At 50.1% G+C, this 24,114-nt stretch carries 27 protein-coding genes; 9 read left to right on the forward strand and 18 right to left on the reverse strand.

Going from position 1 to position 24,114, the window contains the following annotated elements:
* Nucleotides 1–233: 233 nt before the first annotated feature.
* The 8 genes from KD147_RS17005 (at nucleotide 234) to ilvN (ending at nucleotide 9,873) form a co-directional block, all read left to right on the forward strand.
* Nucleotides 234–1,769 (forward strand): diguanylate cyclase, encoded by a 1,536-nt coding sequence (locus KD147_RS17005; RefSeq protein WP_212547441.1) that lies wholly within the window; start codon nucleotides 234–236, stop codon nucleotides 1,767–1,769.
* 25 nt (nucleotides 1,770–1,794) lie between these two features.
* Nucleotides 1,795–3,138 (forward strand): nucleotide 5'-monophosphate nucleosidase PpnN, encoded by a 1,344-nt coding sequence (ppnN, locus tag KD147_RS07805; RefSeq protein ID WP_105254659.1) that lies wholly within the window; start codon nucleotides 1,795–1,797, stop codon nucleotides 3,136–3,138.
* Nucleotides 3,139–3,152: 14 nt separating this feature from the next.
* Nucleotides 3,153–3,956, forward strand: coding sequence for a 5'-3' exonuclease H3TH domain-containing protein (locus tag KD147_RS07810; RefSeq protein WP_234399134.1), 804 nt, complete (start codon nucleotides 3,153–3,155; stop codon nucleotides 3,954–3,956).
* 61 nt (nucleotides 3,957–4,017) lie between these two features.
* Nucleotides 4,018–4,410, forward strand: a complete 393-nt coding sequence (locus tag KD147_RS07815; protein WP_105254726.1) for a DUF3192 domain-containing protein — start codon at nucleotides 4,018–4,020, stop codon at nucleotides 4,408–4,410.
* Nucleotides 4,385–6,091 carry a hypothetical protein gene (locus KD147_RS07820; RefSeq protein WP_212547442.1) on the forward strand — a complete coding sequence of 569 codons (1,707 nt, stop codon included), beginning with the start codon at nucleotides 4,385–4,387 and terminating at the stop codon, nucleotides 6,089–6,091. The genes KD147_RS07815 and KD147_RS07820 overlap by 26 nt, the downstream gene beginning before the upstream one ends.
* A gap of 210 nt (nucleotides 6,092–6,301) precedes the next feature.
* Complete coding sequence (locus KD147_RS07825; protein ID WP_212547443.1) at nucleotides 6,302–7,309, forward strand: isocitrate dehydrogenase; 1,008 nt, start codon at nucleotides 6,302–6,304, stop codon at nucleotides 7,307–7,309.
* Nucleotides 7,310–7,651: 342 nt separating this feature from the next.
* Entirely contained in the window at nucleotides 7,652–9,376 is a 1,725-nt protein-coding gene (locus KD147_RS07830) for an acetolactate synthase 3 large subunit (RefSeq protein ID WP_212547444.1), read from the forward strand.
* Entirely contained in the window at nucleotides 9,376–9,873 is a 498-nt protein-coding gene (gene ilvN / locus KD147_RS07835; RefSeq protein WP_105201410.1) for an acetolactate synthase small subunit, read from the forward strand. Before KD147_RS07830 ends, ilvN begins: the two co-directional genes overlap by 1 nt.
* A 153-nt stretch (nucleotides 9,874–10,026) precedes the next feature.
* On the opposite strand, the gene KD147_RS07840 is transcribed toward ilvN, so the two are convergent.
* The 16 genes from KD147_RS07840 to KD147_RS07915 all read right to left on the reverse strand — a co-directional run bounded on the left by KD147_RS07840 (nucleotide 10,027) and on the right by KD147_RS07915 (nucleotide 21,900).
* Nucleotides 10,027–10,407 carry a hypothetical protein gene (locus KD147_RS07840; RefSeq protein WP_212547445.1) on the reverse strand — a complete coding sequence of 127 codons (381 nt, stop codon included), beginning with the start codon at nucleotides 10,405–10,407 and terminating at the stop codon, nucleotides 10,027–10,029.
* Between the two features lie 108 nt (nucleotides 10,408–10,515).
* Nucleotides 10,516–10,860 (reverse strand): hypothetical protein, encoded by a 345-nt coding sequence (locus KD147_RS07845; protein WP_105254653.1) that lies wholly within the window; start codon nucleotides 10,858–10,860, stop codon nucleotides 10,516–10,518.
* A 374-nt stretch (nucleotides 10,861–11,234) separates the two neighbouring features.
* Nucleotides 11,235–11,510, reverse strand: a complete 276-nt coding sequence (locus KD147_RS07850; protein ID WP_105201414.1) for an HU family DNA-binding protein — start codon at nucleotides 11,508–11,510, stop codon at nucleotides 11,235–11,237.
* Nucleotides 11,511–11,632: 122 nt separating this feature from the next.
* Nucleotides 11,633–12,151, reverse strand: a complete 519-nt coding sequence (locus tag KD147_RS07855) for a DUF3833 domain-containing protein (protein ID WP_212547446.1) — start codon at nucleotides 12,149–12,151, stop codon at nucleotides 11,633–11,635.
* On the reverse strand, nucleotides 12,148–12,648 hold the full coding sequence (locus KD147_RS07860; protein WP_212547447.1) for a chalcone isomerase family protein: 501 nt from the start codon (nucleotides 12,646–12,648) through the stop codon (nucleotides 12,148–12,150). The genes KD147_RS07855 and KD147_RS07860 overlap by 4 nt, the downstream gene beginning before the upstream one ends.
* Before the next feature lie 14 nt (nucleotides 12,649–12,662).
* Nucleotides 12,663–13,172 carry a DUF2878 domain-containing protein gene (locus KD147_RS07865; RefSeq protein WP_105254650.1) on the reverse strand — a complete coding sequence of 170 codons (510 nt, stop codon included), beginning with the start codon at nucleotides 13,170–13,172 and terminating at the stop codon, nucleotides 12,663–12,665.
* Complete coding sequence (locus KD147_RS07870) at nucleotides 13,144–14,409, reverse strand: SAM-dependent methyltransferase (protein ID WP_212547448.1); 1,266 nt, start codon at nucleotides 14,407–14,409, stop codon at nucleotides 13,144–13,146. The genes KD147_RS07865 and KD147_RS07870 overlap by 29 nt, the downstream gene beginning before the upstream one ends.
* Nucleotides 14,409–15,122 carry a DUF1365 domain-containing protein gene (locus KD147_RS07875; RefSeq protein WP_212547716.1) on the reverse strand — a complete coding sequence of 238 codons (714 nt, stop codon included), beginning with the start codon at nucleotides 15,120–15,122 and terminating at the stop codon, nucleotides 14,409–14,411. Before KD147_RS07875 ends, KD147_RS07870 begins: the two co-directional genes overlap by 1 nt.
* A 58-nt stretch (nucleotides 15,123–15,180) precedes the next feature.
* The gene (locus KD147_RS07880; protein WP_212547449.1) at nucleotides 15,181–16,437 is read right to left on the reverse strand and encodes an NAD(P)/FAD-dependent oxidoreductase; all 1,257 of its coding nucleotides are present in this window, start codon (nucleotides 16,435–16,437) and stop codon (nucleotides 15,181–15,183) included.
* A complete protein-coding gene (locus KD147_RS07885; RefSeq protein ID WP_212547450.1) occupies nucleotides 16,434–17,141 on the reverse strand; it encodes an SDR family NAD(P)-dependent oxidoreductase in 708 nt (235 codons plus the stop codon). Before KD147_RS07885 ends, KD147_RS07880 begins: the two co-directional genes overlap by 4 nt.
* On the reverse strand, nucleotides 17,138–17,566 hold the full coding sequence (locus tag KD147_RS07890) for a nuclear transport factor 2 family protein (protein WP_105254646.1): 429 nt from the start codon (nucleotides 17,564–17,566) through the stop codon (nucleotides 17,138–17,140). The genes KD147_RS07885 and KD147_RS07890 overlap by 4 nt, the downstream gene beginning before the upstream one ends.
* On the reverse strand, nucleotides 17,559–18,956 hold the full coding sequence (phrB, locus tag KD147_RS07895; RefSeq protein WP_212547451.1) for a deoxyribodipyrimidine photo-lyase: 1,398 nt from the start codon (nucleotides 18,954–18,956) through the stop codon (nucleotides 17,559–17,561). Before phrB ends, KD147_RS07890 begins: the two co-directional genes overlap by 8 nt.
* Nucleotides 18,956–19,906: a YbgA family protein gene (locus tag KD147_RS07900; protein WP_105254644.1), complete on the reverse strand. Its 951-nt coding sequence runs from the start codon at nucleotides 19,904–19,906 to the stop codon at nucleotides 18,956–18,958. Before KD147_RS07900 ends, phrB begins: the two co-directional genes overlap by 1 nt.
* Nucleotides 19,906–20,592 (reverse strand): ChrR family anti-sigma-E factor, encoded by a 687-nt coding sequence (locus KD147_RS07905; RefSeq protein WP_212547452.1) that lies wholly within the window; start codon nucleotides 20,590–20,592, stop codon nucleotides 19,906–19,908. The genes KD147_RS07900 and KD147_RS07905 overlap by 1 nt, the downstream gene beginning before the upstream one ends.
* Nucleotides 20,585–21,142, reverse strand: a complete 558-nt coding sequence (locus tag KD147_RS07910; RefSeq protein WP_105189326.1) for a sigma-70 family RNA polymerase sigma factor — start codon at nucleotides 21,140–21,142, stop codon at nucleotides 20,585–20,587. The genes KD147_RS07905 and KD147_RS07910 overlap by 8 nt, the downstream gene beginning before the upstream one ends.
* A gap of 485 nt (nucleotides 21,143–21,627) precedes the next feature.
* Entirely contained in the window at nucleotides 21,628–21,900 is a 273-nt protein-coding gene (locus KD147_RS07915) for a hypothetical protein (RefSeq protein ID WP_212547453.1), read from the reverse strand.
* 296 nt (nucleotides 21,901–22,196) lie between these two features.
* Here KD147_RS07915 and trhA point away from each other — a divergent pair, with 296 nt between their 5' ends.
* Nucleotides 22,197–22,823 (forward strand): PAQR family membrane homeostasis protein TrhA, encoded by a 627-nt coding sequence (gene trhA / locus KD147_RS07920; protein ID WP_105189001.1) that lies wholly within the window; start codon nucleotides 22,197–22,199, stop codon nucleotides 22,821–22,823.
* A 19-nt stretch (nucleotides 22,824–22,842) separates the two neighbouring features.
* Here trhA and KD147_RS07925 read toward each other — a convergent pair whose 3' ends face one another.
* Nucleotides 22,843–23,145: an MGMT family protein gene (locus tag KD147_RS07925; RefSeq protein ID WP_199774864.1), complete on the reverse strand. Its 303-nt coding sequence runs from the start codon at nucleotides 23,143–23,145 to the stop codon at nucleotides 22,843–22,845.
* Nucleotides 23,138–24,022 carry a LysR family transcriptional regulator gene (locus KD147_RS07930; RefSeq protein WP_212547454.1) on the reverse strand — a complete coding sequence of 295 codons (885 nt, stop codon included), beginning with the start codon at nucleotides 24,020–24,022 and terminating at the stop codon, nucleotides 23,138–23,140. The genes KD147_RS07925 and KD147_RS07930 overlap by 8 nt, the downstream gene beginning before the upstream one ends.
* Nucleotides 24,023–24,114 lie beyond the last annotated feature (92 nt).

Here is a 24,114-nt window from a genome sequence, read left to right on the forward strand (position 1 = left end):
CCGCAGCCTAGCAAAGCAGCGGCTATCACCTCAAACCTTTGCGTTTAACTACCAAGAAGGGTTACTCCCTTGGCAAAGGCCTCTTGCCTGGTTTGCCTGTAAACAGCTACGACAAGGGGATGAAGCGAGGCGATAAGTCCACAAATTTTCGACAAAAAACTGATACTTAATCAGTATTTGCAATAATAATGTTGTACACTGGACAATATAACAACGAAAAAGGATAGCAGGGCGTGTCGGAACAGCTTGAGGCTTTGAGAAAAAAGTTGCATTCAGCCATTTCGCAACGACAGACCATTGAAGTAACGCGACAGGAGCAGGTCAGCATCCTGGCGCAGTTTATCGCCAAATTATCGTTAGCCTGCAAAGGAATTGATCTTGAGCTGGATAACCGTTTAGCCACGTTTCGCAAACAATTACAGCAAGGCGCCCACTTTCAGGAGCTTGGCCCCATCATCGCCGAGCTGAGTACTTTGCTTACACGCCACGAGGCCAACCTTGAGGCTCAACTACGCCAGTTGCAAAGCTGTGTCGAGCAAGCCGGAAGCAAACTGCAACAGCGCAAGGGCTTACCCGACGACTCACGCCGCACCTTAAGAGAATTGCTCAATACCCATTTGCAAGATGTGCACACGCCGCTGGATTTTATTCCTCTTTTCTCACGCCTGGTCAATATTTACGATCAGGTACTCAATGCCAGCAACACCACCGAAGGCCGTGATCATGCCGGGGAAATAGCCCACTTTGCCAATGAGCTGACACAATTGAGCACCGAGGTCAGCGTGCAAGGCGAGTTTATCGAGCAAATGCGCACGCTCAAGCACAACATCAATGCCGCCACCGAATTCGAGCAGCTGCTCAGCGCCAGCATTGAGCTCACCCGTATTATCGTGACCAGCCTCAGTCGCGAGCGCAGATCCGCACAGCACTTCCTGGCGACCCTGAATGAAAGCCTGAGCGAACTGCAACAATTGCTCACCAACACGGTGGATAAATCCCGTCAGCTCGATAGCAAGATATCCGCCGTGTATCAGCAGATTGATGAGAACATCAATCAATTAAGCCAACATACCGAATTCGCTACCGATATTGCCGAGCTCAAAAGCACGGTGGAGTCGCGCCTGGCCAGTTTGACCGCGCAATTGGTAAACAAAGAGCAACTTGAAGCCGAGCATCGTGACGCACTGCATCAGGGCTTGCAATCCATGCAATCGCGGGTACAGGACCTGGAACAACAGGTGCAGCACTATGAAGCCTCGTTAGAGCGTCAGCGCCTGATGAATATGCAGGATGGGCTCACTAAGCTCCCTAACCGCATTGCCTTTGATGAGCGTTTCGATTTGGAACTCAAACAATGCCACCGCAATGGTACGCCCCTGTGTTTAGTTGTCATAGATGTCGACCACTTTAAGTCCATTAACGATACCTATGGCCATAGTGCCGGCGATAAAACCCTGCTGGTACTGGCTTCGGCGATGAAGAAAGCCATTCGCAGCAGCGACTTTATTGCCCGTTACGGCGGCGAAGAATTTGTGTTGGTGATGCCCAACGTCGACTTGGATAATGTGGTGCGGCCATTAGAAAAATTGCGCGCCAGTGTGAAAAGCATTCCCTTTAAGTTCAAAGATAAGCAGGTGCAGATCACCGTCTCTATCGGTGCCACCCAGGTCAAAACCAATGACACCGCTCTTAGTGCCTTCGACCGCGCCGATCAGGCGTTGTACGAGGCCAAACATGCCGGCCGCGATCGTTTAGTGGTCCAGCAATAGCCAAGTTTCAGTAAAGGAGTAGGCTATGAAAATACAGCTCAACCCTACCGGGGTACTCAACTTACTTTCGCAATTGGAAGTGGATTTACTAGAACAATCAACCACCGATCGCTATCGGTTATTTCGCAACTGTGCGCTGGCGGTACTCAACGTGGGCAGCCACACCGACTCCAGCGCCGAGATTTATGACAGCTTTAAAGACTTTGACATCAGTCTCGTAGTCCGCGAGCGTGGCATTAAAATAGAGTTAACCAATCCACCGCAAACGGCCTTTGTGGACGGTGATATTATTCGCGGTATTCACGAACACATTTTTTCTGTTATTCGCGATATTTTGTTTATTTGTCAAAGACATCACACCATGCACGAGGCGGACCCCAGAGCCCTCACGCACATGGTCTTTGATATGCTGCGCAATGCCGGCGCCCTCGAGGTCAACACAGACCCTAACATGGTGGTGTGCTGGGGCGGTCATTCCATTAATGAAGTGGAATATCATTACACCAAGGAAGTAGGTTATCAGCTTGGTCTGCGCGGCCTAAATATTTGCACCGGTTGTGGCCCGGGCGCCATGAAGGGGCCGATGAAAGGTGCCACCATAGGCCATGCCAAACAACGTATCGCCAAACAGCGCTACTTGGGCCTGACCGAGCCAAGCATTATCGCCGCCGAGCCGCCGAATCCCATAGTCAATGAACTGGTGATCTTGCCAGATATTGAAAAACGCCTGGAAGCCTTTGTGCGCGTTGCCCATGCCATCATCATTTTCCCCGGTGGCGCAGGCACCGCCGAAGAGTTGTTGTATTTACTCGGTATTTTGCTGCACCCGGACAACGACAAACAACAACTGCCGGTGATCCTCACCGGACCAGAAGAAAGTCGCGCCTATTTCGATGAAATCGTCACCTTTGTCGGCGATACCTTAGGCCCGGAAGCATTGGATAAATTTGAGGTGATCATCGGCGATCCGGCACTGGTAGCCCGCACGGTGAAACAAAGCATGCAGGATGTGCGCGACTACCGCCGCCAGCACGGTGATGCCTACTATTTTAACTGGACGCTGCGTATCGACCCAGAATTTCAGGCGCCCTTTGTGCCCAATCATGACAATATGGCGGGGCTGAACCTCTTCCTCGAACAGCCCAAGCAGCAGCTCGCCGCCAATCTGCGCCGCGCTTTCTCCGGCATAGTCGCTGGTAACGTCAAGGACGATGGCATTCGCGCCATCAAGCAACACGGGGTGTTTGAGCTGTGCGGCGACTCCGAGCTGATGGGTAAAATGGATACCTTGCTCAGTGCCTTCGTCGCCCAAGGCCGTATGAAGCTGCCCGGCAGCGCCTATATACCCTGTTACACTATCCAGACTTAGGTCCTAGCCTGACAATGCAATTATTACTTATCGATGCGCTGAACCTTATTCGGCGCATATATGCCGTGTGCGAAAGCCAATACGGCGCACACAGCGAACAAGCCATAGAGGAGACGCTGACTCGCGTTGAGCGCGCGTTAGTGAAACTCAAAGCCCAACATCAACCCCAATACGCACTGGCCGCCTTCGATGGCGACAGCAGTTGGCGCTACGAGTATTTCAGTGGTTACAAGGCCTCACGCAAACCCATGCCCGAGGCACTGAATAAACAACTGCCCCGCTTTATGAATGCCATCAACGCTCAGCACATCGCCGTGGTGCGCGCCGCCAACGAAGAGGCAGACGATGTTCTCGCCACCCTGGCCGCCAAGGCCAATAAACAGGGTATCAAGGTGGTGATAGTGTCCACCGACAAGGGTTACCTGCCGCTCATAGAGCAAGGGGTCATGGTCTTTGACTATTTTACCAAGGCCGAGCGCAGCGCCGATGAGGTGCAAAAAAAATACGGTATCGACGCCGCCCAACTGTGGCAGTATTTCGCCTTGGTGGGCGATAAAACCAATGATATTCCCGGCGTCAGTGGCATAGGCGCCAAGTCGGCACAGGCGCTGCTAAGCCAGTACCCCAGCGTTGCCGATGCCCTCAGTGCCGATCCCGAGGGCAAAGTTCAGCAGCTATTAACTCGGCATTTGCCAGACTACGTGCGCGCCTTGGCCCTGGTGTCACTGCGCACCGACATCGATTTGGGAATATCCTTAAAGCAATTACGCTTAAGCCCGGATGCGCCACAAATTACGCTGCACACATCGCAAATTTAGCATTGCGAAAATGAACTAGGTATACTGGGCGCAGGTGTTCGGCTCCAAGGGTAACAAACTGATGTGGACCAAGGTTTTAAAATACATAATTCTCGGTATCGGCGTGTATGCGGTGATCGCCACCTTGGTGATGAGCCTGTATAAGGACGACCCCGGTGCCATGGTGTGGCAAGACCGTGAGGCCTATAACAAGCGTTTTATTGCTAAGCTTGATTCCACCTCGCCAATGCATATTGAAGAAGTGCTGGCCACCTTGGGCACCCCGGATCTCACCTTTGTGAAGCGCCGTGGAGAGGATATCTACCAGATCGTGTTTTATCGCACCCAGCACGTCAAAGCCGATGGCATTACCACCAAGGACGAGTGCACCGGGTTGTTATTTAAGAATAAAAAGCTACTAGTATGGGGGCAACAGGCCGAACTCGCCTATGACAAAGTCGACTTACAATCCTAAGCAGGTGCAGGAGCTGGGCAAGCTGATCACCTATATTGCCCGTTTGCATCGCGCCTGTCGTGATAAGAGTCAATGGCCTAGTCTCTACCCCGCCTTACTCGCCCTGAGCGAGCGTTTAAGTCGACTCAATAGCCAACAGGGCTCCCTATTCCACTGGCTGCTATCGGCGGAATTAGACCCGCTTCCCTATGCCACCCGCTTGCATGTAAAACGAATAGCGGCACTGGCGTGCTTAGTCCAGGCACGGCAGTATCATGCTAAAGACTGCGAACTGTTAATGATGGCCGCACTGAGCTGCGATCTGGCCACCATCGGCTTGCTCAACAAACGCGGAGCAGGCCAAGCATTCAGTGAGCGCGAGCAAAAGCAGTGGCAACAAGGCGGATTACTCAGCCTGAAAATGCTCAATATCAATACCGAGCAGCAACCGGCCTTAGTCCAGATAGTGGCGAAAAACAGACGCTATCAGCAGGTGCTGAGCAGCAATAAACATGTGCAGTTATATTGTGGTTTTACCCGCACCCTGGCCCTGGCACAGCATCTTGCCACCCTTAATACCAGCACCAGCACGCGCCCCGGCCAGCATTTCTTTAACGCCTGTGCCTCAGTGTTTACGCAAAGCACTAACGAGGCGGTGCAGCAAGACTGTCGTCTCCTGGTAGACTGCCTCTCTCCCCAGCTCCTTGGCAGCCTTTGGCAGCGTGGCGAGCAAACCTTAGTCTATCTGGGTCAGCGTCAGCACCATGAGTATATCTTCATCGAGCTGGGAGCCGATGAACACCGCTATCGGCTGATCCCAAAACCGCAGTGGCAGTATGAGGACACTCAGCCGCACTACGCGACGCTGGATGCGTTTCTGCAGCACCTAAGCGCGCCCCTACAACGACAGAGCTCTGTAGCTGCGCCACAGCGCTTACCCACCGAGCTACTGCAACAGGTGCAAAGAGCTAAAGGCTATGCCGACATGGAGCGATTGCTTAGCAACGAGCCGCAATTGCAAACCCATGTGCTCGAAGCAGCCGGCGCCTATAACCGCACCACGCAAGCGGCGGCCAATGTTCGCCATGCCTTATCCATGGTCGGTCTGTATAATATTGGCGACTTTATTACCCGAGTGAGCTTAAGCCAACAGGTTGCGCAACTGCGCCATCCCCTCAGTGGCTTTTTACTCGGGCGCATCAATACCGCCTGTGCCGTGATACAGCACCTGAGTGCGCGAATGAAAAACCTCTATCCTGAGCGCTTAATGGCACTTTATCTGTGCTACTTCTGCTATTTTGTCGAACAAACGCCGCAGCTTTTGTCCCGCAGTATCGCCCTGGACCCACTCAAGCTGCCCTTTACAGAACAAAACCCAAGACCCATGGCCGCCCTTGTTGGTGTCAGTCAGTATGACCATGCAGATCTTGCTGCTTATCTCAAACAGCATTTGGGCGATGGCGAGTGGCTCAATGCCCTGTTACAAAGTGAACAACAGCCCTTTAATGAGCTCAGCACCAATGCCTTGGTTTGTTACAGCTTTAAGCTGGTGCTGTTTCACCTCTATGGATATGACCACCCGTACGCTCCCTGGCAACAGCAGCTGGTAAAAAAAGCCATGTTAGAAAGTCAGGGACCCAGCACGCAACTCGATAAACTGGTGAGCGAGACCTTGAATATAGGCCCCTACAACGGCATCTAATAAATAGGCAAAATTCACCTTATTTATATTGGAAATAATATATATTTAAATGCCATATACTGGAAAATTCGGGGCTTAACTGCTATAAATCGCCCTGAATTCTCACGTAAATTTCCGCCACCCTCATCAGCTTTCTAATTACCCACAACAGCGTTGTGCGGCTATGCTTTTGGTGTCGGACTTCTCTATCAGTTTTAAGGAAATTGTTAAATGGCTAAGCAAACCATTACTGTCATCAAAGGCGATGGCATCGGTCCTAGTATTATCGACTCAGCTCTGGAAATTTTAAACGCCGCCGGTTGTGACTTTGAATACGAATTTGTTGATGCCGGTCTAGCCGCACTGGAAAAAACCGGTGAGCTGTTACCGCCAGAGACACTGGAAGCCATTGAACGCAACAAGATCACGCTAAAAGGCCCTTTAACTACGCCGGTAGGCGAAGGCTTTACCTCAATCAACGTTACCCTGCGTAAGCAATTTAATCTGTATGCCAATGTGCGTCCGGTTAAATCTTTCGCCGGCACTAAAGCCCGCTACGACGACATCGACATCATCACGGTGCGTGAAAACACTCAGGGCATGTACTCGGGTCTTGGCCAAGTGGTCTCAGACGATGGCACCGAAGCAGAAGCCATGTCAAAAATCACGCGCGAAGGTGCCGAAAAGATCGTGACCTTTGCCTATGAACTAGCTATTCGTGAAGGCCGTAAAAAAGTGACCGCGGTACACAAGGCGAACATCCTTAAGTCAACCTCGGGCCTGTTTTTAAAGGTCGCCCGCGAAGTAGCCGAGCGTTACCCAGACATCGAGTCGACCGAGATGATCGTTGATGCCGCCTGTATGAAACTGGTTATGAACCCGGAAGAGTTCGATGTCATCGTGACCACAAACCTGTTCGGCGACATCCTTTCTGATCTGTGCGCCGGTTTAGTGGGTGGTCTGGGCATGGCTCCGGGTGCCAATATCGGTGAAAATGCCGCTATCTTTGAAGCGGTACACGGTAGCGCCCCTGATATCGCCGGTAAAAACCTGGCAAACCCAACATCGGTGATCCTAGCGTCTATTCAAATGCTTGAATACCTGGATATGGGTGAAACCGCAGAGCGCATCCGTGCGGCCGTGGCCGACGTGATCAAAACCGGTGACCGCACCACGCGCGACCTAGGTGGCGAGCACGGCACCACAGACTTCACCGCAGCGGTGATCGAGCGCCTGTAACCCGGCATTCGACATAAAATATCTAAGCCAGCGACAGCTGGCTTTTTTTCGTTTCAAAAAAGACCTCAAAAGAAAAATATAACCCTAAAAGGCAGATTAATATTCACTATAAGAATATTTTATCCAAAAACTCCTCCCTTAGGGTTGACATAAGTTGCCCAAAAAACTAACAATGATTAGGTGAGTTTTAAAGTTTCTACTTAGGTAAAAATATGTCAATTATGTTGGTTCTCGTGGTTCTACTTGTGGTGGTCTTTAACCAGACTGCGGGGTAGGCGTGAGCCAACGATTAGGCTAAACAACCCCCGCCCTTATGCGGGGGTTTTTTTTTGAGGAATGAGGATGAGTAAGCAACAATACAACGGCGGTGAGCTGGTTGTCGGGGCACTAAAAGAGCTGGGCGTTAACTATATTTTTGGTTATCCCGGCGGTTCGGTGCTGGATCTCTACGATGCGCTGTTCGAACAAAATGATATAGAGCATATTTTAGTCCGTCATGAGCAGGCAGCCACCCATATGGCCGATGGCTACGCCCGCGCCACGGGTAAGGTGGGTGTAGTGCTGGCCACCTCCGGACCCGGTGCCACCAACTGTGTTACCGGTATCGCCACCGCCTATATGGACTCCATCCCCATGGTGGTGATCTCAGGCCAGGTCCCCACTCATCTTATTGGCGACGATGCCTTTCAGGAAACCGATATTGTTGGTTGCTCACGGCCCATAGTGAAACACAGCTTTAACTGCCGCAGCGCCGAGGAGATCCCCACTTTGCTTGCCAAGGCCTTTTATATCGCCGGCAGCGGCCGTCCCGGCCCGGTCGTGGTTGAACTTCCCAAGGATGTGCTCAACCCAGCGGCCAAGTTTGACTTTAAAATGCCCCAGGATGTGGCTATTCGCACCTATAATCCCAGTAAGAAGGGCCACCCCAAACAAATTAAGAAAGCGGTGAATGCCCTGATGGCGGCGCAGAAACTGGTGATCTACGCCGGCGGCGGGGTGATCCTTTCCAACACCAGCGAACAGCTCACCGAACTGGTAGAAACCCTTAATGCCCCCTGCACCAACACCCTGATGGGGCTTGGTGCGCTAAGCGGCGAACACCCGAACTTTATCGGCATGCTCGGCATGCATGGTACCTTAGAAGCCAACAAGGCCATGGCCCATGCCGATGTTATATTGGCCCTGGGCGCCCGTTTTGATGATCGTGTTACCAATAATGTGCAAAAGTTTTGCCCCAACGCCACCATAGTGCATGTGGATGTCGACCCCACCTCCATTTCCAAAACCATCAGTGCCCATATTCCCGTGGTCGGCAGCCTGGACATGGTGTTGCAGCAGCTATTGAGCGCCATTGCCAAGTCGGGGCAAAGCATTGACCGCCATGCCCAGGAAGACTGGTGGCGACAAATCAATCGCTGGCGCGAGCAAAAGTGTCTGAGCTACAGCCCGGGTGAAGAAAAAATCAAACCGCAAACCGTGATCGAAAAACTGTACCAGGCCACCAATGGCGATGCCTACATCAGCTCGGATGTGGGCCAACACCAGATGTTTGCCGCCCAGTACTACCCCTTTAAAAAGCCACGCCAGTGGATTAACTCAGGCGGTTTGGGCACCATGGGCTTTGGCTTACCGGCAGCCATGGGCGTGAAGCTGGCGTTTCGCGACCAGGAATCAATCTGCATTACCGGCGATGGTTCGATTCAGATGAACATCCAGGAGCTGTCCACCTGTTTGCAATATAACCTGGCGGTTAAAATCGTTTCCTTGAACAACCGCTCTTTAGGCATGGTCAGACAGTGGCAAGACATGCTCTACAGTGGCCGCCATTCCTCTTCTTATATGGAATCCTTACCGGATTTCGTCAAGCTAGCAGAAAGCTACGGCCATGTGGGTATTCGCGTCGATCACCCTGATGAACTCGATGCCGCCATCGCAAAAATGATGAGTATTACTGATCGCCTGGTGTTTCTCGATGTCCGCGTCGATGAGCTTGAACATGTTTACCCAATGCAGATTAAACTCGGTGCCGTTGATGATATGTGGTTGAAAAAAGGAGTAAAAGCATAATGCGTCGTATACTTTCCATCTTACTTGAAAACGAACCCGGCTCCTTGTCACGTATCGTCGGCCTGTTTTCCCAGCGCGCCTATAATATCGATAGCCTGGCGGTAGGCACCACGGACGATGCCTCGCTATCGCGCATCACCATCACCACGCAAGGGGGTGATCGGGTGCTGGAGCAGATCCTCAAACAGGTGAATAAGCTGGTCGATGTGCTTAAGGTGATAGATTTAACCGAGCAAAGCCATATCGAGCGCGAGCTGCTCTTGGTCAAGGTGATAGCCCAGGACGAAAAAACTCGTGCCGCGGTGACCCGGGTGGTGGATGTTTTTGGTGGCGCCATCCTGGATATGGGCCGCATCAGTTATTCATTGCAACTGGCGGCGAGCACGGAAAAGCTGGAGTCCTTCCTCGATACCCTGCGCCATGAAACCGATATTATCGAAATGGTGCGCTCTGGCGCCATCGGCTTAGGCCGCGGCGATAAGGCACTAAAAGGGTAAGTAATAAGTTAAAGCGGTACTCTTGGTGCCGCTTTCTATGGCCAATGTCGAAGAGGAATGCAGTTTCATACCTAAACTGTGCTAGGGGCTGTTTTTAAGATCAGCTCTGTGTCATTTTTGGACGGTAGTAACACCTCATCTATAATTGCCTTGTTAGGTATTTTTTTTACCAAACGAAATTAGTAGCGTATAGAAAAAAACTATTAAGATAGTATTAGCTAGAAATATATTCTGCACGGTAAAAATATTTAAGAATATCAAAAAACAAGCTGATACCGCTGCGAGCAAGGCTAGGTAAAGCTTTGTGAACCTAATATTTCTTTCGCTTACTTTTTCCTTTCTGGCATCAAAGGCTATACCGAAATAGAAACTCCAATTAAACACAAATAGAATCCCCGCTAATACGTACTTACTTCCTTTACCATACTTTAAATATTGAAAAACCGGATCTATAGTCTCTGGGCTATAAATCATTAGTAAATAAGGAATAGCAGGAATCAATAAATAAACTAAATATCCTTTTAATCTACCCATAATCAGAAATACCTACCGCCCGCATAAGGGGCTGATAATGCTTGGCTATACTGTGCAGCGAAGCGGAACCGAGCCAAGCGTTAGCAGTCCCTTCACTTTATGCGCTTGTTATATGCAAACCTCTCGGAATTTACCAAGATTTTTGTCGATATTATTATGCAACCAGTGTTGTTTTAGTGCACTTACTTCAGAAAGTTGCTGATCACTTAATGTTGGGCTTGATAGCTCTAAAATATTAATCCGAGTTTTTATCGAGTTGCACAGAGTGGCTTTTGCTTTCTCAATATCATTTTTTTCAAGACTAAATAAGGCGGCTCTCATTGTTTGACCGCCAGCATATAGCTCCGCGCTCATTGACGCAGATGCACCAACCATTCCTGCATAAAACCCAGAGACTAAACCAGCTAAAAAAACAACTAGAACAAATAAGGATAAGATTATCTTCGATTTCATTGGCAACTTTCCTTTTGCATATAACAATTTAATATCGAGCGATTGGGTCGTTTTTCTACCGCAACCTGTCTTGTTTTTGTCCTCTTACCATTGATAGCAGATTCAGGAAGTGTTTGCCAGCACTTAAGTTTCTCGAAGTTTTAGAGGCGTGAACAAGACAAAAACGACCCATTGGGTCGTTTTCTTGACTATGGGAGAAACTCAACGATTATGGATGTATACACTGTGATTTCGGTGGAAGGATGAACGTCCGATTCGCTCTCAGCGGCCTCCGAGTATGAGCTTTTGTACCAGCTCACAGAAAGAGTTGTTTTGCCAAAAAACAGGCATAAAAAAAGGGCGTTAGCGCCCTTTTTCAACAGTATTCTTTATTATTAAGAATTAACTGAATCTTTAAGACCTTTACCTGGCTTGAAGCTAGGAATATTCGCAGCCGCGATTTGGATTTCCGCGCCTGTTTGCGGGTTGCGGCCTGTACGAGCAGCACGCTCTTTTACAGTGAAAGTACCGAAACCAACTAGCGCAACAGAGTTACCGTCTTTCAAAGAGTCAGTTACTGCACCAGTGAATGCATCCAGCGCACGGCTCGCCGCTGCTTTTGAGATTTCAGCATCGTTGGCGATTTTTTCGACTAATTGAGCTTTGTTCATTGTTTGATTCCTATTCGTTATTTTTTTTGCCTTAGCAAGACCTATATTTAAGTATTTTTATTGACTTGGCAACTGCAAACCACACATTTTTGAGAAAAAACTTCATAAAAATGGGCTATTTGTTAACGTTTTTCGATAACTAGCGTGATTTCGCCAACTTCGACTCCAAACTTATCAATTGCGGTACGGTTGATCAACCTTGTTTCGGTGACAAGAAACATCCAGTCATCAAGGGCTACGGTGATGGTGTCATCGCCATAGGGGATACGCAAACTATACTGCCAGTGCAAGGCATTACCGACCACTTTACCCTCTGCCTGCCCCACCACATCATCGGCGCGGCCAAACACCTTTCCATCTTCACCCAGTTCCAGATTCCAGACCCGCGTGCTCTGCTCTCCGTCTTGGTAATAAAACTGCTCATCAAGAATGCCCTTATTGCCTTCCCATGAGCCCTGCATATCGACTTTGAAACGCCGGGTGACCATACCGCTGTAGTCCTGCACTATCCCATAGGCCACCAACTCGCCGTTAAAAAAGCGCTTAAAGTCGAATTGCGGCTCTGTGCCTTTATAATCCTCTATGTTAACGCTGCAGGACACTAGCATTATTAACAGTGGCAGTAATACTAGGTGTTTCATGGACGTCCTCCCAATAGTTGCGCCCTAAGCCCTGGCTCTGTGGTTTTTGGCGATAACCAAATAGCGGTGAATGCCTCACTAAACGCTGGGTCTTCAACCCGCTGCAGTAACTCACCATTGAAGAAAAAGGCCCCCTGACCGTTGGCATCGGTCACAAAGCTTAGCGTATCTCCAGCACTGACATCCGGCCACAGATCCGTGAGCAGCGCTTTGTAGGCCCGTACATACTCGGGTCTATCGAGCTTGCGCCATTGGTCAAGGGTGGCTTTAGTTATTTCGTCGCCTTCAATATCTCGCAGATAGGTCAGTGACAAACGCATGGGGTGCTGCCCCTGGCGATAATCACCGGTATCTGTCGCCAGCTCGGCGTGGTAGATATCCCAAAACAGGTAGCGCATTACGCCTTCACCCACACCCTGCCACTTATCTGTGGTCGCCATGGTCGGGCACGACAACATCAAAGCCGTACCGACAAGTGCACATTTAAAGAAATTCATCAGCGTACTCCTCATTAACCCGTATGTGTCACTACGTGTTTAAGGTGCCGATTGATCACTATCATCAGGGTAAAAGTAACGGCCCAGAGGCCACCATAAAGAAGATAGAACTGCCACCAGGACACCCCTAAAGCAAAAATCTCAAAGTGCGCGGCGGTAATATAACTGGACGGGGCACAGAGCCAGCACAACAGCAGGCATTGCCACCAAGGCAGGCGCTTAATAAAGGCCAAGGAATGATTGATGGTGAGGATCAATGCCAGCCACAGTAACAAAAGCCAGGCAGGAACTGTGGCGTCGGAAAATTGCAACAACCCAAACCTCTGGGCCAGTGCCTCACAGGCAAAGGCCAACACCAGGGTGATGCATAAATAGAGGTCGCGGCGGCGCTCTGACGACAGCCACAACATGATGAGCAGACACAGCGCCATTACCGGCAGTGCCCGCTGCTGGGCATAAAAAGCTGCCCACCAGCAGGTTTGAAACAATAAAAAGTTAGTAATGCAAAGCCAGCGCTGCGTCATTGGTTTTAAACCCTTGCTTGCGCGCAACTAGATGCACCGTGCTGATGGCCCGTTGCCGAAATGCGCCTTCACAATAGCCCAGGTAGTAGTGCCAGAGACGGTAAAATTGGGCATTAAATTTTGCCCCCTGCAATTGTGGCCAGGCTTTATCGAAGCGCGCACGCCAATCGGCCAGGGTGCGGGCATAATGCAAACCGATATCGTGCAGTTCGTGCATCATCAACTCGGTGCCTTGACGCAAATGACGACTCATCTCATCAATGCTGACCAGGCAACCACCGGGGAAAATATACTGCTGGATAAAGTCGGTCTGCTTGACGTAATTATGATAACGCTGATCGTTGATGGTGATCGCTTGAAGCAGCATGGCACCATCGGGCTTAAGCAGGCTGTTACATTTGGCGAAGAAACCACCGAGGTATTGATGACCCACGGCTTCAATCATCTCGATGGACACCAGCTTGTCGTACTGCCCCTCGAGTAAACGGTAGTCCTGTTTCAGCAAGGTGATCTTGTCTTCAAGGCCCAGGGCTTTAATCTTATTCGCCACATAATCGTGCTGCTCTTCGGAGATGGTAGTGGTGGTAACATGCACGTCATAATGACTCGCGGCATAAATGGCAAAGGCGCCCCACCCGGTACCAATCTCTATGACTGTGTCGCCATCTTTAAGCTGCGCACGCTCGCAAATGAGCTTGAGTTTATGTTGCTGCGCCTGCTCGAGACTGGCTTCCTTGTGCGGATAAACCGCACAGGAGTACAGCATTTCATTACTTAAAAAGGACTCGTACAACTCGTTGCCTAAATCGTAATGGGCGACAATGTTACGTTTCGAACCGGTGCTGGAGTTACGGTTGCGCAGATGCTTAAGGCGGTACGCAAGTCCGCTCAGCAGCGCAAAGCGACGCTCAAAGGCATCCAGCTGTGCCTGGTTTAACACAAATATTTCAATGAGCTTGGTGAGATTGTCACATTCCCAGTGACCGTCAATATAAGACTCTGCGGCGCCTATGCTGCCGGAAAATGCGAACGCCTGATACATCTTGGCGTCAACAACCTTAACCACAGCCTTAGGCTTCGCTGACTTATCACCAAAAGCATGCACCGGCTCGCCACGCTCATGAATCTCAACACAGCCGTGTTCCAGCGTATTGAACGCGGCAAACACCAAACGCTTGGCCAACTTGGTTTTCCAGCTTACGTTTGAATTTATTTTTACCTCGGTAACTCTATCCATCATTCTTTCCCAGGGTGAGCGTAAAAAGGCACTCGTTTCAAAAATAGTTTAACTGCTTGCCAGTAAATCCCTTTGACTATGCTCAGGCTCATCGCGGGAAAGCGCTTGAGCAGATCACTCACCGCCTGTTTTTCCAACGTTCGGCGTTGCAGGCGCATGGTGGCATCGAACAACAGGGTTTCCTGGCGCTTGTTCTCAATATGGATAAGCAAGGACTTGGGAAGCACTTTAACCACCCAGTGATAATGCATATCCAGATTCATAAAAGGAGATACGTGAAAGCGTTTCTTAAAGTTCACTTTAGTCCGTAGATCGACTAAATAATAATGGCGCTCGTTCCAGGGCGTATTGCTGACCTCTGCCATCATATGGGTCAATCCACTGGCGCCACGCCGTTGAAAAAAATAGAAATTGGCGGGCGAAAAATACACCCCAAAACAACGCAACTGTCCAAGCAAAAACACGGTTTCAACCTCGATACTGCTATCTAGCGTATGCAGTTGTTTGATTGCCCGAGTGGCTATGTCCCCTTCTTGCAATGGCACATAGTCACTTTGCTTAAAGCGCAGTAACTTGGCTCTGCCCGAGCCCAGTAGAGGATGAACGCCGTCCAGTTGCTCAGGGTGAGCGAGGTCGACCCACATCATATAAAGCGGATAATGAAAGTGATGAGACTTGGGCTCAAAGCGCCGATGGCGTATATCGCCCAGCATAATGGCGCTTTGCCACAAAGCCTGCTGCGTTATTTCGGTCGTATCAAACGCCAGCGCGCTAGTCAAAATCGACTCCTAGTGCTTTGGCCACATCCACGGCGCTGCGCACGCCATCTTCATGAAAGCCGTTATACCAATAGGCACCGCAAAAATAACTGTGCTGTTTACCATTGATCTCGTCGCGACGTTGCTGAGCACGCAAGCTCTGTTGATTAAACACCGGATGATGATAGGTAAAGTGTCGGAGTATATATTCCTCGGCGATAACCTCATCACCATTGAGGGTGACACACAGGGGTTGCTCAGAACTAAGCCCTTGAAGAATATTCATATTATAGGTTACCACCGCAGCTCTATCGACATTATTGTCTAGGCGGTAATTCCAACTGGCCCAGGCCGCAGGGCGTTTGGGCAATAAGGAGCTGTCGGTGTGCAGGACCACGGAGTTAGCGGTATAGGGTATGGCGCCGAGCACCTGCTGCTCGGCCTCGCTGGCATCATCAAGCAGGGCGAGTGCCTGATCCGAATGGCAGGCAAAGACCACTGCATCAAAGTGCTCGGTGCGGCCATCATTAAGGTGAATGACTACTCCCTGCTCTTTGCGCTCTACCCTGTCTATATGGGCACCCAATTCTATCCGCTCTTTAAAAGACTCGGTTAAAGGCGCTATATACTCGCGGGAACCCCCTGGGATCACGTACCACTGGGGTCGGTTGGTGATATCCAACAAGCCATGGTGGTAGAAAAAGCGCACGAAGAAGTCGATGGCAAAATCATTCATCTGCTTCAGTGAAGTGGACCAAATTGCCGCCCCCATGGGCAAAATATAGTGCTGGCGGAAGAAGTCATTGAAACCGTGGCGATCCAAAAACTGCCCTAGAGTAACTCCCTGTTGAAAGTCACCCGACTTATACATGTCCTTACAAATACGATTAAAACGCACAATCTGCCATAACAAATGCCAGAACTTGGGGCGCAACAGATTGCGTCGCTGTGCAAACAAGGTACTCAGGGTGTGACCATTGTATTCAAATCCCGTGTCGCAATGATGCACGCTAAAGCTCATTTGCGTCGGCTGCCGGCCAATGCCTATCTCTTCCAGCAGCTTTTCAAATTTTGGGTAGGTGCGGTCGTTAAAGACAATAAACCCGGTATCCACGGCCAGCGTTTGACCATCTAAGGTGATATCCACCGTAGCCGTATGTCCGCCTATATAGTTATTTTTTTCGAACACCTTTACCTGGTGTTTTTTTGCCAACAAGTGGGCACTGGTTAATCCGGCAATACCACTGCCGATGATGGCGATATTTTTCACCGTACCATTCCTTTTGCTATTCGTAACCACAGCGATGTGGGCAAGGCCCGCAGCGCTTTCAAAATAAGGGTAAAACGTTTGGGAAAATGAATTTCCGCCTGGCGCTTGTGCAGGCCGCGAACAATGCGCTTAGCCGCATCCTCGGAGCTGATGGCCATGGGCATGGCGAAGTCGTTTTTAGCCGTCAAGGGCGTATGCACAAACCCAGGGTGGACCACACTTACATCAATATCTGGTAAATCAACGGCCAAAGTGCGAGCCAGATAAGTGGCCCCGGCCTTGGCGGCGCCATAGGCCTCGGAGCGAGTAATGGGTAAGTAGGTCACACTTGAAGAGACGATGGCCAGCTGACCACCGGACTTAATCTTGCTCAGCAGCGCCTCCAAACAATAACCCAGGCTCAGCAAGTTGCCGCGGATCACCCGCTCAAATAGGGCGCTGTCAAAATGTCGGGCATCGTCTATGTATTCGCATACCCCGGCATTGAGCACCACTATATCCAGGTCATCTATCTCAGCCGTGGCCTCGGTGATTTGTGCCAAGTCCGTAACGTCGAAGCACAGCGGCGTAATCGATTCATGCTCGCCCAAACGTTGCAGTGCCTCTGCGTTGCGACCACAGGCATAAACCTGATGCTCCTTGGCATATAACAGCGCCAGGCTTTCGCCAATTCCCGAGGTAGCGCCGGTGATCAATATCTTCATACGCCGCTCGCTCGCTTTTCAATAAACTTAATCAAACCGCCTATCACCGGCAGGTTGCGATAAAGCAACTGGCCGACATCAAAGTAGTCGCGATGCATAATCACTTGCTCACCTTCAAAACGCAGCAGGCTATGACCATTTACCAACACCTCGCGCCCACCGTTGATACGGGGATGGCTAAAGGCCATGGTCCAATACAAAAAAGCCTGCTCTTCGCATTCAAAACTGTCGCTGATGGTAAAGCTACAGTCCTTGATATTGGCGTACAGATTGGCGAAGTATTGATGTAATTGGTTGCGGCCATGCAGCTCATGGAGCGGGTCGATAAAATGAATATCCTGGTGATAAATCGTATCGAGTAACGCCAGGTTATCTTTATCTAGACGCTGGTACATGGCGATAAAATCGGCAATGCGCTTACTCATGCTCAACCTTAAACCTTGCTAGCGCACGCGCACGTGCACTTTGGTGATCGACGATTGCCGGCCAGTAATCAATCCCTCCCACTTTTGCCATATACTGGTGCGGGAAATGGATCTCTTTAGTCGGCACCTTTTCTAGCTCTGGTAGATAGTTACGAATAAACTCGCCGTCCGGATCAAAACGTTTGCTCTGGGTTATGGGGTTAAAAATACGAAAGTAAGGCTGCGCATCGCATCCTGTGCTTGCCGCCCATTGCCAGCCGCCGTTGTTGGACGCCAGATCGCCATCGATCAGATGTCGCATAAAAAATGCCTCACCACGACGCCAGTCGACTAACAAATGCTTGGTTAAAAAGCTTGCCACCACCATGCGCAAGCGATTGTGCATCCAGCCGGTACGCAGTAACTGGCGCATCGCCGCATCGACCAGGGGATAACCTGTTCGGCCCTCACACCAGGCCTTAAATCCGGCGTCATCATCCTGCCACTGCAGTGCGTCATACTTGGTATTGAAATTGTTATGTTTACAGAGCTGTGGGAAGGCGACCAGTAAATGGCGGTAAAACTCACGCCAAATCAGCTCGTTCACCCAGCTAAACAAATTACTTTTAGCGCTTTGCAGAATATCCGGATGTCGTGATTGCAATTGCACCAACAATTGCTTCATTCCCACTATGCCCAGGGCTAAATAGGGGCTAAGTCCGGAGGTGCCTTTGATGGCGGGGAAATCCCTGTCCTCGCTATAGTGCGGTAACTTCTCAGCGATAAAACGTTCGACGACTCCGGCAAGCGCCTCATCGTCCACCGGCCACTTGTGCGAGCTGCCATCCCCGGTTAAGCACTCGGGTCGCTGCCATTGGCCTTGAGTCTTAGTGCGAGGCCAAGCGGGTAAGCTAAACTGAGTGCATTCGTACTGCCGTAACCACTGGCGTTTAAAGGGCGTGAACACCTTAAACATCTCATTATTTTGCGTCGTGACCGTGCCCGGCGGGGCAATCACATCACCATCAAACAAGTGAAATGCCACATCCATCTGCGCCGCGACTTCAACGCAAGCCTGATCTCTTGCGCGCTCATTCACTTCATACTCGCGATTGGCATATACACTGCTACAAGACAAGGTTTGGCATAGGTCCATTAACGCCGATGGCACCTCGGCAAACGCGGGGACGGCCAATACATGCAGTTGCACGCCATAGTCACTCAGTTGCTGACCCAGGTAATCAACCCGACGCAACAATAAGTCACGCTGTATGGGTGCCATATCATGTGCTTGCCATTGCTGTTCGGTGACAAAAAAAACCGCATGCTCGGCACCTTGTTCGAGAGCGGCTATCAGTGCTTCATTACTAAATAGGCGCAGATCGCGCCGAAACCAAAAAAGAGGTGTCATTAGATCCCGTATCTTAGTTTTAAATCATTGGGGTGAGGATTGAAGTACACCTGCTGTGCCAAATAGGGGTTGGGATGCACGTTAAGCTGGTGTTTCAATAACGTCAGTGGCACATACAAGGGAACCAAGCCTTGGCGATAATCCTCGATGGCAGCACGCAACTCTTCTTTTTCGCCCTTACTGAGGTGACGCTTAAAGTAACCCTGCAAATGCATCAGGGTGTTGGTGTGCGCCTTGCGACTGGCCGGCTTTTTCAACGCCGCCATCAGACCACTGATGTATTGATCGGCGATGGACTCCAGCCCTTCACCTTGATGATGCCCAAGCAGTCGACCCAAATCCCGATAGGCCTGGTAATTGTGACTCATCAACAAATACTTGTGCATGCCGTGAAAGCGCGTCAGCCGGTGCACGCTCAAGGGCTCGCGGCACAATTGACGCCAGCTGTGATACACATAAACGCGCATAACGAAATTTTCACGCAGGTGCATATCATTGAGGCGGCCATTTTCCTCACAGGGCAGTAAGGGGTTTGCTGCCATTATTTGGGCAGCAAAAAAGCCCACGCCCTCGGCGGTGTTGCCGGTTCCCTCTTCGTTAAACACCTTAATACGCTCCATGCCGCAGCTCGGACTTTTGGCACAAAAGATAAAACCGTCGAGCTCAGAGCCATATTTGGCGCCGATACGCTGACCGTACTCGGTCAGTTTATCGCCCACATCACCCGTACCATCGGGACGACACACTGTGATGACGTCTCCTTTACGCACCTGCCTGATCGTGGGTCTGGGTATGGGCAGACCAATGGCAACCTCGGGACAAAAAGGCACGTATTGAACATGCCTGGCCAGCTCATCCATACAAAAGTTAGACCGTTTATGGCCGCTATCGAAGCGTACCTTTTCGCCGCTTAAACAGGCACTGATGCCAATTTTAATATCTTGGTTCATTAGTAGATCAGCTCACCAATAGGATTCAATAACTTACTTAGGCCCTTATTGAAGTGCAGCGCACTATTTACCACCGCTAGACACAAGCAACCATGCTCGGTGTAGGGGGTATGCTGATGACGGTGATCGAGCCAGATAAAATCGCCGGCCTCATAGGTCCCTTCTTCGTCACTGAAGCTGCCATCTAGCAAGAGGGTTAACTCAAAACCCGTGTGCGTATGCTCTGGGATAGTACCGCCGGGGGCGATGTACAATAAACTGGTGCGCATGCTGCCCTCGTCCAGCTCTAAGCGAGAACGAGCCAGTTTACCCGCCTGCATAAAACGACCCATACCTATGTGACTCAGGGCACGCGGCAAGGTGATGGTGTTATCACCAAAGCGTAGCTCCTTCGAGCTGGCAATGCTGAAATCGTCGCGCAGGCTGTCAGCGGTGATATCCGCCAGCATATTTGCGTACTCCTCGCTTAACTCTTCATTTAGCATAGCCTCTTGCTGCAACGTCTGCTCATCACCTTCCTCGTCGGCAAAGGCACTTTGGGCACATTGACGCTCAAGCGTTTCTATGTGAGTGGCGCAGTGAGCACATAATTCCAGATGTGCCGCAATGGCAACGCTGATGGAGGCTGGTAATGCCCCTTGCACATATTGCAGGAGTAAATCTGAGTTGGGATGAAACTTAATCATACTCTGCTCCGAGATAATTTCTAAGCTTAGCTAAAGCCAATCGTAACCGTGATTTCACGGTGCCCACCGGGACGCCCAATTGTTGCGCCAACTGCTCTTGAGAGAGCTCTTGAAAATAAACGCCCTTAACCACTTCGCGCTGTGCCAGAGGCAGCTTGTCTAAATGTTTTAATAACAGCTGGGTTTCGAGATGGTCATCAAACTGATCTGGCTCCGGGCTCGGCAAGGTCGGCCAGATATCTTCACTCAGACAGTCTTCCTTATTACTGCGGATTTTGCGCAAGGCATCGAACGAAGCGTTACGCATGACCGTATAAACCCAGGTCGTTGCGGCTCCCTTGCCAGGATGATACAAGTGCGCCTTACGCCACACAGACGTCATGGTGTCTTGCACCAACTCCAAGGCCGCCGCCTCGTTGTTAAACTGTTTTAAGCCAAAGCGCTTAATTTTCGGCGCGAAATACCGAAACAAACTGGCGAACGCAGTTTTGTCGCGCTCATTGGCTACCTTGACCAAGGCATCACTCAGATGCTCGGTTGACGACATCATTTTTTGTCCTTCACCTTGGCCTTCCTCCAGCTTAGAGGAAAGCAGTGAGTATTGCCGTCTGTTAGGGGCATTGGACGCTAATTGCAAGGTCATCTGCTATCTCAATAAAAACAATTGATAGCGACCAATACGTCTGCTGACGAGCAATGGATCACTTATTTTTTAGATACTTATCAGTATGGGGGAGAAGCGGATATTGAGCAAAAAATATAGACGAAATACCTGAGCTTTATTGTTAATAATCAATAAGTAGGGATTTTAAAAAAAGGAAGATAATTAGGCTGGATGCCTGCCCTGTATTAAGGTGTGCGCCGAGATCGGCATGGTGGCGGGTTAGCGCATGGATACGGGAACAAATGTCTATAAAAAGACTCGGTGGTAGGTACTACTTAGCCCACCAACCGAGTTGACGACAGAAGCTTAAGCCCAGGTAGGTGCCAAATAAGCTGGCGACGGGCAATAACATCAAGCCTAGCAGTGCCAAATTAAGCGTCATGGTTATCACCTTGTTTTTGCGCCTTAGGTTGCGCTTGCGATTTATCTTCGCCCTGGCTTTGCTGCTCTTGCACATTGCTCTCGAACAAGGCTTGAGTTGCTTCGCGTAACGACGCTTTTTGCGTGCTGATTAATGTTGCAAATGCCTCGTTTGCCGCGTCTTTAACCGCACGTTCAATATCATCGGTTAGGCTGTTGGCATGTGCGCCCATACTAAGGGTTAAGCTTGCTGCTACAATTGCAGCTTTAGTAAAAGTATTCATAATGGTTGTCCTGTGGTGTTCCTGTTAACGTGTCATTAAGTTAGTCGCAATATCTATTTCAAAGGTTGTGCCATGATAAAAATATTTTTTATCTTGTTGTTTTAAAAAGATTTAATTTTTTAACCTTAGTTGCGATTAGAAATTAAACAAAAATTTTTGACCAAAAAATAGTGGTTTTAACAGGCTATTTTGTATTTTTGACCACTGGTGTATTATGATGAAATTTCGGTGTACAAGTGTACGCCCAATCGTTATAGTCAGGCTTGTACCTATTGAGTCAAAGCAAAGTGAGCCCTATGCAAATAAGCACCTACTCAGCCGCAGAAGAAAAAATTAACTGGCTTAGTCATGGACTTGGCGCCCTTTTGGCGCTGGCCGCTTTAGTGGCCATGCTGGTGATCAGTAAAAACACGACGGCGGTCATATCCTCGACCATTTACGGTGCCAGTTTATTGTTAATGTTTGTCAGCTCCACCTGCTATCACGCCATTAGCCACAATAACCTTAAAGCGATTCTGAAGAAGCTCGATCACAGCGCCATTTATCTTCTGATTGCCGGTACCTACACGCCTTTTTTACTGGTGGCATTAGGCGGCTATTGGGCCTGGGTGGGAATGTTCTGCATTTGGGGCTTGGCCCTATTTGGGGTGATATTTAAACTCTGTGCCAAGGTTCCTCGCCCTCGGGTGTCACTGGCCACCTATTTGATCATGGGCTGGATAGCACTGGCCTTTGTCTACCCCTTGTATTTGGCCCTGCCGGGGCCGGCGCTCTGGCTTTTGGTACTCGGTGGCGTCATCTTTAGCGTGGGTACCGTGTTTTACAGTGCCAAACACCGCCAATACAGTCATGCCGTTTGGCATCTGTTTGTACTGGCCGCCTGCCTCTGCCACTTTCTCGCTATCTACTTGTATGTGATTTAAGGTCTGTAAACAGACTCAGTTATAGCTTCCAGGCAAACTTAGCCATACTAACCTTACCATCGGTGACCAGCACGCCTTCGGCCAGCAGTGCTTGCTGTTGGCGTATAAAGCCATCGCTGCCCGAGGGGAAAGAGATCTTGCCCTGGCTATTGAGGACCCGATACCAAGGTATCCGCGAATCGGATGGCAACGTCTTCAGCGTATGGCCAACAAAACGAGCGTATCCGGGTAAACCGGCTCTTTTTGCCACTTCGCCATAACTGCATACTCTGCCCTTTGGAATGGCGGCCACCACCTGATAAATCATCGTTTTTTTATCCATTGGCAAGCACCTCCAAACGTTGCCAGAGACTGCGTGCTACCGGACCATGGTGTGCCGAGTGGCGGCGAAAGGCGCGAATTTGCGCCCTAAAGGAGTGCTCTCTGTCGGTCAGTTCCAACACCTGTAATTGTCCGGAGTCGATTTCCTGCTGGCACAAATCCAAGCACATTAAGGCCCAGCCGGCGCCATTGAGCAAGAGTGAGCGCAGCGCAAAGGTGTCATCTATTTTCAGCTTGGCCACCTGATTTAAAAACGGCATGCGCCCGTGTTCAAAAGGCATATCGCTTTCATACATGGCCACACAGGGATATTGCTGCAAACGCTTGTAGCTCAGCCTTGGTTCACTAATAAGCCGAGGCGAGGCCACCAGCCCCACTTGGATCTCTCCCACCGGAATACTTTCTAAATCGCCGGTGGCATGGAAAATATCAAACCAAGGGCCTATGCCTAAATCCGACTTGCCACTGTTCACCTGCTCCAAGGCGCTGAAGCGCTTACCGCTGTCGATGGCAAAGTCGGTATGAGGGAATTCGTGATAACAAGATTTGAGTATGGCACTGAGCTCTTCGCCGACACACACCTGCTCGTAACTCAAACGAAACAAGGGCTCGTTGCCATTGGCTAGTTCGCTGCTAAATTCGCTGAGTTCCTGTAAATCGCGCAGCAGGTACTGGGCACGGCGACAATAGGCCTGCCCCTGCTCGGTCAGAGAAAAACGGTACCCGCCGCGGTCGACCACCGCAAAGCCTACCGCTTCTTCAATTTTCTTTACCGTCATGGTCAATGCCGGTTGGGTCTTGTGCAAACGCTCAGCCGCTTCGCTTAATGAGCGACTGCGTGAAAGCACGTCTAAAACCTGGAGCCACGCCAACTTCATAAGTAAAACTAATCTTGTTTAAAGATATTTATAATTTTAATTTTATCTTATCCTACAGTAATCTGTGTAGCAATAATGGCCACAATCTCAAC

The sequence above is a fragment of the Pseudoalteromonas sp. BDTF-M6 genome, assembly GCF_018334135.1.
Lineage (GTDB): Bacteria > Pseudomonadota > Gammaproteobacteria > Enterobacterales > Alteromonadaceae > Pseudoalteromonas.

Bases quoted from the DNA above. Each gene is read 5' to 3' on its own strand.
- KD147_RS07910 (WP_105189326.1), bottom strand. From the start codon at position 21,142: ATGATGTCGTCAACCGAGCATCTGAGTGATGCCTTGGTCAAGGTAGCC.
- KD147_RS07925 (WP_199774864.1), bottom strand. From the start codon at position 23,145: ATGGATAAAAAAACGATGATTTATCAGGTGGTGGCCGCCATTCCAAAG.
- KD147_RS07860 (WP_212547447.1), bottom strand. From the start codon at position 12,648: ATGAATTTCTTTAAATGTGCACTTGTCGGTACGGCTTTGATGTTGTCG.
- KD147_RS07840 (WP_212547445.1), bottom strand. From the start codon at position 10,407: ATGGGTAGATTAAAAGGATATTTAGTTTATTTATTGATTCCTGCTATT.
- KD147_RS07810 (WP_234399134.1), top strand. From the start codon at position 3,153: ATGCAATTATTACTTATCGATGCGCTGAACCTTATTCGGCGCATATAT.
- trhA (WP_105189001.1), top strand. From the start codon at position 22,197: ATGCAAATAAGCACCTACTCAGCCGCAGAAGAAAAAATTAACTGGCTT.
- KD147_RS07850 (WP_105201414.1), bottom strand. From the start codon at position 11,510: ATGAACAAAGCTCAATTAGTCGAAAAAATCGCCAACGATGCTGAAATC.
- KD147_RS07865 (WP_105254650.1), bottom strand. From the start codon at position 13,172: ATGACGCAGCGCTGGCTTTGCATTACTAACTTTTTATTGTTTCAAACC.
- KD147_RS07855 (WP_212547446.1), bottom strand. From the start codon at position 12,151: ATGAAACACCTAGTATTACTGCCACTGTTAATAATGCTAGTGTCCTGC.
- phrB (WP_212547451.1), bottom strand. From the start codon at position 18,956: ATGACACCTCTTTTTTGGTTTCGGCGCGATCTGCGCCTATTTAGTAAT.
- KD147_RS07900 (WP_105254644.1), bottom strand. From the start codon at position 19,906: ATGAACCAAGATATTAAAATTGGCATCAGTGCCTGTTTAAGCGGCGAA.
- KD147_RS07820 (WP_212547442.1), top strand. From the start codon at position 4,385: ATGACAAAGTCGACTTACAATCCTAAGCAGGTGCAGGAGCTGGGCAAG.
- KD147_RS07845 (WP_105254653.1), bottom strand. From the start codon at position 10,860: ATGAAATCGAAGATAATCTTATCCTTATTTGTTCTAGTTGTTTTTTTA.
- KD147_RS07890 (WP_105254646.1), bottom strand. From the start codon at position 17,566: ATGAGTAAGCGCATTGCCGATTTTATCGCCATGTACCAGCGTCTAGAT.
- KD147_RS07875 (WP_212547716.1), bottom strand. From the start codon at position 15,122: ATGCTGGGCGATATACGCCATCGGCGCTTTGAGCCCAAGTCTCATCAC.
- KD147_RS07885 (WP_212547450.1), bottom strand. From the start codon at position 17,141: ATGAAGATATTGATCACCGGCGCTACCTCGGGAATTGGCGAAAGCCTG.
- ppnN (WP_105254659.1), top strand. From the start codon at position 1,795: ATGAAAATACAGCTCAACCCTACCGGGGTACTCAACTTACTTTCGCAA.
- KD147_RS07830 (WP_212547444.1), top strand. From the start codon at position 7,652: ATGAGTAAGCAACAATACAACGGCGGTGAGCTGGTTGTCGGGGCACTA.
- KD147_RS07870 (WP_212547448.1), bottom strand. From the start codon at position 14,409: ATGGATAGAGTTACCGAGGTAAAAATAAATTCAAACGTAAGCTGGAAA.
- KD147_RS07930 (WP_212547454.1), bottom strand. From the start codon at position 24,022: ATGAAGTTGGCGTGGCTCCAGGTTTTAGACGTGCTTTCACGCAGTCGC.
- KD147_RS07825 (WP_212547443.1), top strand. From the start codon at position 6,302: ATGGCTAAGCAAACCATTACTGTCATCAAAGGCGATGGCATCGGTCCT.
- KD147_RS07915 (WP_212547453.1), bottom strand. From the start codon at position 21,900: ATGAATACTTTTACTAAAGCTGCAATTGTAGCAGCAAGCTTAACCCTT.
- ilvN (WP_105201410.1), top strand. From the start codon at position 9,376: ATGCGTCGTATACTTTCCATCTTACTTGAAAACGAACCCGGCTCCTTG.
- KD147_RS07905 (WP_212547452.1), bottom strand. From the start codon at position 20,592: ATGATTAAGTTTCATCCCAACTCAGATTTACTCCTGCAATATGTGCAA.
- KD147_RS07815 (WP_105254726.1), top strand. From the start codon at position 4,018: ATGTGGACCAAGGTTTTAAAATACATAATTCTCGGTATCGGCGTGTAT.